This window comes from Azospirillum formosense (assembly GCF_013340925.1).
Lineage (GTDB): Bacteria > Pseudomonadota > Alphaproteobacteria > Azospirillales > Azospirillaceae > Azospirillum > Azospirillum formosense.
Genome location: NZ_WHOR01000285.1, coordinates 1 through 7,089, shown reverse-complemented (window position 1 = coordinate 7,089; position 7,089 = coordinate 1). Strand labels below are relative to the sequence as shown.

General features: G+C 68.1%; 3 protein-coding genes and 1 pseudogene. 2 read left to right on the top strand and 2 right to left on the bottom strand.

What is annotated here, in order from left to right; translation table 11 throughout:
- Positions 1 to 352: 352 nt before the first annotated feature.
- Positions 353 to 4,072: a vitamin B12-dependent ribonucleotide reductase gene (locus GBZ26_RS25045; protein ID WP_174441163.1), complete on the top strand. Its 3,720-nt coding sequence runs from the start codon at positions 353 to 355 to the stop codon at positions 4,070 to 4,072.
- 175 nt (positions 4,073 to 4,247) lie between these two features.
- Here GBZ26_RS25045 and GBZ26_RS25040 read toward each other — a convergent pair whose 3' ends face one another.
- Positions 4,248 to 4,730, bottom strand: coding sequence for a bacteriohemerythrin (locus GBZ26_RS25040; protein ID WP_174441162.1), 483 nt, complete (start codon positions 4,728 to 4,730; stop codon positions 4,248 to 4,250).
- Positions 4,731 to 4,950: 220 nt separating this feature from the next.
- On the opposite strand from GBZ26_RS25040, the gene GBZ26_RS25035 reads away from it, so the two are divergent.
- Positions 4,951 to 6,531 carry a S10 family peptidase gene (locus tag GBZ26_RS25035; protein WP_246653557.1) on the top strand — a complete coding sequence of 527 codons (1,581 nt, stop codon included), beginning with the start codon at positions 4,951 to 4,953 and terminating at the stop codon, positions 6,529 to 6,531.
- Positions 6,532 to 6,628: 97 nt separating this feature from the next.
- Here the strand turns inward: GBZ26_RS25035 and GBZ26_RS25030 are convergent.
- Positions 6,629 to 7,089 (bottom strand): annotated as a pseudogene (locus GBZ26_RS25030) (flagellin); the annotation flags it as partial.

Genomic DNA, 7,089 nt, shown 5'->3' with positions numbered 1-7,089 from the left:
CCGCCGATTCGCCCCCCGTGACTCCTGGGGTCGGGCGGTCCCGGCAACCCCGCGAAAGTGACGGATTCCTTACGGAAACCGGGCGCCGGAGGCTTTCGGCGCGGGACTAGATGTGGGGGGTGGCGGATTTTTTCCGGGAACCCCCGGCGGCTTGGCCCGTTGACCTGACGCGCCATATCTAGGAGGTGGCCCCGCGTCAAGCACACAATATCTTGGGCCGGGTCTTGCTTGGTCCAAAGCTTGAGGCTAGGATGCGCACCAACATACAGGGTGTTGCGTTCGTCAGCCAGCGCGAGCTGCGCCGCACGGAGCGCGACACCTTTGTTCGCCAGCCAGAGGGAGCACGAGTCACATGCGGGTCCAGCGTCGTTTCACGAAAGAGGGTCAGGATGCTTACGCCGCTCTCGGCTTCCGCCGCACGACGAGCGAGATCCGCAACCCTGACGGCTCTGTGGTCTTCCAGCAGACGGACATCGAGGTTCCCGAGAATTACAGCCAGGTCGCCAGCGACATCCTGGCCCAGAAGTACTTCCGCAAGGCTGGCGTTCCGGTCGCCCTGAAGGCGGTCGAGGAGAACACCGTCCCGTCCTGGCTGTGGCGCAAGACCGCCGACGAGGCGGCGCTGGCGGCCCTGCCGAAGGAGAAGCGCTACTCCGGCGAGAAGTCGGCCAAGCAGGTCTTCGACCGTCTGGCCGGCACCTGGACCTACTGGGGCTGGAAGGGCGGCTATTTCGACACCGAGGCCGACGCCCGCGCCTTCTTCGACGAGATGCGCTTCATGCTGGCCGCCCAGATGGCGGCCCCGAACAGCCCGCAGTGGTTCAACACCGGCCTGCACTGGGCCTACGGCATCGACGGCCCGAGCCAGGGCCACTTCTACGTCGATTTCAAGACCGGCCTGCTGACCTCGTCCGCCTCGGCCTACGAGCACCCGCAGCCGCACGCCTGCTTCATCCAGTCCGTCGCCGACGATCTGGTGAACGAGGGCGGCATCATGGACCTGTGGGTCCGCGAGGCGCGCCTGTTCAAGTACGGCTCCGGCACCGGCTCCAACTTCTCCCGCCTGCGCGGCGAGGGTGAGAAGCTGGCCGGCGGCGGCAAGTCGTCGGGGCTGATGAGCTTCCTGAAGATCGGCGACCGCGCGGCGGGCGCCATCAAGTCGGGCGGCACCACCCGCCGTGCGGCCAAGATGGTCACGGTGGACATGGACCACCCGGACATCGAGGCCTACATCGACTGGAAGGTGACCGAGGAGCAGAAGGTCGCCGCCCTGGTCACCGGCTCGAAGATCTGCCAGCAGCACCTGACCGCCATCATGGCCGCCGCCCAGGACGGCCAGGACCCGAAGGTCAACAAGGAGCTGAAGAAGGCCATCGTCGCCGCCCGCAAGGCGCAGGTGCCGGAGAACTACGTCCAGCGCGTGATCCAGTTCGCCGGCCAGGGCTTCACCAGCATCGAGTTCAAGACCTACAACACCGATTGGGACTCGGACGCCTACCTGACGGTGGCCGGCCAGAACTCCAACAACTCGGTGCGCATCTCCGACGACTTCATCCAGGCCGTCCTGAACGACGACGAGTGGAAGCTGATCCGCCGCACCGACGGCACGGTCCACCGCACGCTGCGCGCCCGCGACCTGTGGGACAAGGTCGGCTACGCCGCCTGGGCCTGCGCCGATCCGGGGGTGCAGTTCGACACCACGATCAACGACTGGCACACCTGCCCGGCCTCGGGGCGCATCAACGCCTCGAACCCGTGCTCGGAGTACATGTTCCTCGACGACACGGCCTGCAACCTCGCCTCGCTGAACCTGATGTCGTTCCGTCTGAAGGACGGTTCCTTCGACGTCGAGGCGTTCGAGCACGCCTGCCGCCTGTGGACCATGGTGCTGGAAGTCTCCGTGCTGATGGCGCAGTTCCCGTCCAAGGAAATCGCCCAGCTGTCCTACGAGTTCCGCACGCTGGGCCTGGGCTTCGCCAACCTCGGCGGCCTGCTGATGTCCTCCGGCCTGCCCTACGACTCGGCGGAAGGCCGCGCCTACTGCGCCGCCATCTCGGCGGTGATGACCGGCGTCGCCTACGCCACCTCCGCCGAGATGGCGCAGGAGCTGGGCGCCTTCCCGGCCTATGAGCAGAACCGCGACCACATGCTGCGGGTCATCCGCAACCACCGCCGCGCCGCCTGCGGCGAGATGGAGGGTTACGAGGGCCTGTCGGTCAAGCCGGTGCCCTTCGTCGCCGACGAGTGCCCGGAGCCGGAGCTGGCGATGGCCGCCGTCCGCGCCTGGGACATGGCGCTGGAGCTGGGCGAGCAGCACGGCTTCCGCAACGCCCAGGCCACGGTGGTCGCCCCGACCGGCACCATCGGTCTGGTCATGGATTGCGACACCACGGGCATCGAGCCGGACTTCGCGCTGGTGAAGTTCAAGAAGCTGGCCGGCGGCGGCTACTTCAAGATCGTCAACCGTCTGGTGCCGGAGGCCCTGCGCACGCTGGGCTACACCGCCGACGAGATCGCCGCGATCGAGCGCTACGCGGTCGGCCACGGCACGCTGAAGGGCGCGCCGGGCGTCAACCACGAGACCCTGGCCGCCAAGGGCTTCCCGGCCGAGGTGCTGGAGAAGCTGGAGGGCAACCTCGCCACCGCCTTCGACATCAAGTTCGCCTTCAACCGCTGGACGGTCGGCGCCGACGTCATCGTCGACACGCTGGGCATCCCCGCCGAGCAGATGGACGCCCCGGGCTTCGACCTGCTGACCGCCCTCGGCTTCACCAAGGCCGAGCTTGAGGCGGCGAACACCTTCTGCTGCGGCGCCATGACGCTGGAGGGTGCGCCCTTCCTGAAGGACGAGCATCTGCCGGTGTTCGACTGCGCCAACCCCTGCGGCCGCATCGGCAAGCGCTTCCTGTCCTGGGAATCGCACATCACCATGATGGCCGCCTCGCAGCCCTTCATCTCCGGCGCCATCTCCAAGACCATCAACATGCCGAACACGGCGACGGTCGAGGAGTGCAAGGACGCCTATCTGCTGTCCTGGCGCCTGGGCATCAAGGCCAACGCGCTGTACCGCGACGGCTCCAAGCTGAGCCAGCCGCTCTCCGCCGCCCTGCTGGACGACGAGGAGGACGCGGTCGAGGAGATCGTCGAGGCGGCGAACGCCACCCGCACGCAGATGGTGTCCGAGCGCATCGTCGAGAAGGTCGTGGAGCGCATCATCGAGCGCAAGCGCACCGAGCGCGAGCGCCTGCCGCACCGCCGCAAGGGCTACACCCAGAAGGCGACCGTCGGCGGCCACAAGATTTACCTGCGCACCGGCGAGTATGAGGACGGCCGCATCGGCGAGATCTTCATCGACATGCACAAGGAGGGCGCCGCCTTCCGCTCGCTGATGAACAACTTCGCCATCGCGGTGTCGATCGGCCTGCAGTACGGCGTGCCGCTGGAAGAGTTCGTGGAGGCCTTCACCTTCACCCGCTTCGAGCCGTCGGGCATGGTGACCGGCAACGACACCATCAAGATGGCGACCTCGGTCATCGACTACATCTTCCGCGAGATCGCCATCTCCTACCTGGGCCGCACCGATCTGGCGCACGCCACGCCGGAGGATCTGGTGCCCTTCACGGTGGGCAGCGGCGACAAGCAGGGCGACCTGCCGGAGACCGGAGCGGTCCAGCCGTCGGACATCGTCCGCAAGGTCGCGTCGACCGGCTATGTCCGCAACAACCTGCGCGTCCTGAACGGCGGGCAGACCCAGCGGGCCTCCGCGGCGGCGGCCCTGGCCGCCACCGGCGTCGCGGTCCAGGCCACGGCGTCCGCCGCCCACGCGGCGGTGGCCTCCAGCCCGGCGGTTGGCGCCGCGGTGGTCCATGCCGGCGGCACGGCCCCGGTCGGCGGCACCACCGGCACGGCCTACGGCGGCAGCAACAGCGACCAGCGCTACGACCGCATCCGCGAGGCGCGCGCCCGCGGTTACGAGGGGGATCAGTGCGGGGAGTGCGGCAACATGACGCTTGTCCGCAACGGCACCTGCCTGAAGTGCGACACCTGCGGCTCCACCACGGGCTGCAGCTGAGGCCAGCCGGTTCCATCCCCGGCATGGCGTGGAAAAGGGGAGGTCCTCGGACCTCCCCTTTTTTCATGCGCGCTCGACTTTGGAGACACCGCCGCCGAGCGGGCATGGCTTTTGCCGCCGGCAGAGCTCACCCCACCGGCGACGGCCGTCAGATTATGGCAGGAGCAGGACGGGATCAGACCGGGATGTTGGGGAAGACGCGGCCGGACAGCCGGGTGTCGGCCAGTTCCGCCGGGACGGCGTCACGCTCCTTCAGCCAGCGGGCGAACTGACGGTCCGCGGAATTGATGTGCAGCATCAGCCATTGCGGCAGGAATGTCGCCAGATACTCGGCGATGTTCTCCTCCGGCACATGGCCCGTGGTGAAGGCGTGCAGCTGTTCCCACGCCAGGGAATGCTGGACGAGATGGTCGGCCAGGAAGGGATAGCCGGCCTCTTCCATCACCTTCTGCTCACTCGAGAAGTGAATCTCTGTATAGACCACCGCATCGGCCAGCGTGCGATAGACTTCCCCGCGGGAACGGCCTTCGGCGACGGCGACATGGAACGCCTGGACCAGGCCGATCCAATGCTTGTGCTGCTCGTCAATCTCCTCGACGCCCAACGCAAGATCGTCGCTCCAGACGAGATCCTGAAAATTCTCGGTGGGCATGTCCATGATCGCAGTGACTCGGCTTAAAGTGGTGGCAGCCTGGGCATCATAAACACGGTCGTATGTGCATCAATGGTCTGAGTTGAGTTAAATTGTCGCGGTTTTGGCGTATGGGTGGCGAACCGTGGCGCGAACCGAGAGGGGCGCGTCCTTGCCGGACGCCGGGCGTGGGTCAATATGCGGGCCTGTGACGACACAGCCGACGGGATGCGCCATGCGACATGCCATGAACCGCTGCCTCCGCCTTTTGCCTTTGCTCGCCCTGCTGGCATTGCCGCCGCTCCAGGCCGCGACCGCCCAGGACGCGGCGCCTCAAAACGCACCGGCCCGGAGCGAACAGAACCAGAGCGCGGCGAAGCCGGCGGAGCGGGCCGGCGGCGGCTTCGACGCTCAGCGCAGCGAGACCAGGCACCAGTTGCCGTTGCCCTCCGGGCCGCTCGCCTACACGGCGGTGGCGGAGTTCCTGCCCCTGCGCGACGGTCCGCGCGATGAGGTGGCGGCCCGCGTCTTCACCGTCACCTACACGCTGGACGGGGCGCCGCGCGACCGGCGGCCGGTCGCCTTCGTGTTCAACGGCGGGCCTGGAGCGTCCTCGGCCTATCTGCATCTGGGGGCCCTGGGGCCGAAGGTGGTCGGCTTCAACGACGACGGGTCGCTGACCCGTCCGCCGGCCCCGCTGCTGGACAATCCGGACAGCTGGCTGGCCTTCACCGATCTGGTCTTCATCGATCCGGTCGGCACCGGCTACAGCCGGGGCATGCGGCGCGACGGTGGCAAGGAGGAGGGCGCGCGGCGGGACGAGGACCCCGGCAAGCGTTTCTGGTCGGTCGATGCCGACAGCCGGTCCATGGCGGAGATCGTCCGGCTCTGGCTGACCCGCAACGGCCGCTGGGAGTCGCCGAAGTTTCTGGTGGGGGAAAGCTATGGCGGCTTCCGCATCGCCAAGATGGCCAACCGGCTGATCGACGACACCGGAATCGCGGTCAACGGGCTGATCATGGTCTCGCCGGTGGTCGATTTCGCCACCATCCGCGGCGGCGGCGGGCTTCTCGTGCCGGCGCTGCGGCTGCCGTCCTACGCCGCCTCCGCCTCCGCCAACGGGCTGGTTCCCGGCACGCCGGAGCAGGCGGCGGCGGAGGCGGAGCGCTACGCCTTCACCGGCTACCTCACCGGTCTGGCCGGGCTGGACTACCGCCGGCCCGGCGCGGCGCAGGGCTTCTTCACCGAGGTGGCGCGGACCACCGGCCTTCCGGAAGAGCTGGTGACCCGCTTCCGCGGGGAGGTCCCCACCGACATCTTCGCCCGCGAGCTGCTGCGCGGGCGCGGGCGGGTCGCCAGCGTCTATGACGGCACCTTCACCGCCGCGGACCCCGACCCGTCGGCGGCTCGCCTTCCCTTCGATCCCTTTCTGAAGGGCACGGTGCCGACCTACACCACCGCCTTCGCCGCCTACGCCCGCGAGTGGCTTGGCGTGCGGACGGAGGTGCCGTTCGACCTGCTCAGCGACCGGGTGAACCGGGACTGGGAATGGCCGCGCTCCGGCCAGCCCAGCGCGGTGGACGATCTCCAGGCCGCCCTGACCTTGCAGCCCGCGCTGCGGGTGCTGATCGCCCATGGGCGCACCGACCTGATCACTCCCTACATGGCGTCGCGCTGGGTGGCGTCGCGGCTGGAACTGCCGGACGGGCAGGCCGACCGGGTGGCCGTGACGGTCTACGAGGGCGGCCACATGATGTACACCCGCGCGCCGGAGCGCGCGAAGCTGTCCGCCGACGCGCAAGCCCTGATCGAGGCCGCCCTGCGGTAGGGAGGCCGGTGGGCCGAAAGAAAACAGGCGCCCCGATTGGGGCGCCTGCTGCGCAATGCCTTGCCTCGGCCTGTGGTCGCCGGCTGGACCTTGCCGGTTAGAACAGACGCAGGATCGACTGCTGCGACTGGTTGGCCAGCGAGAGGGCGATGGTGCCGAGCTGCTGACGGGTCTGCAGCATCAGCAGGCTGGCGCCTTCCTCGTTCTGGTCGGCCAGCGTCAGCTTGTTGGCGCCTTCGACCAGCACGTCGCTGAACTCCTTGGTGAAGGTTTCGCGGGTCGTGATGATGTTCAGGTTGGTCGACAGCGTCTGCGAGGCCGAGCGCAGGGTCTGCTTCGCGTAGTCGATGCTGGCGACCGCCTTGTCGATGTCGTCGCGGTCGGTCCAGTCGTTCTGCGCGTAGTCCAGACGCAGGCCCTGGCCGCTGGTGCTCAGGTTCTGCGACTTCACCGTGATCGCGTTGGTGTTGCGCTCGTTGAGCTGCACCGTCAGATCGTTCGAGGTGTTGGCGTCGGTCACCTGCACCGAGACCAGGTTGGCCGCGGAATTGGCATCCG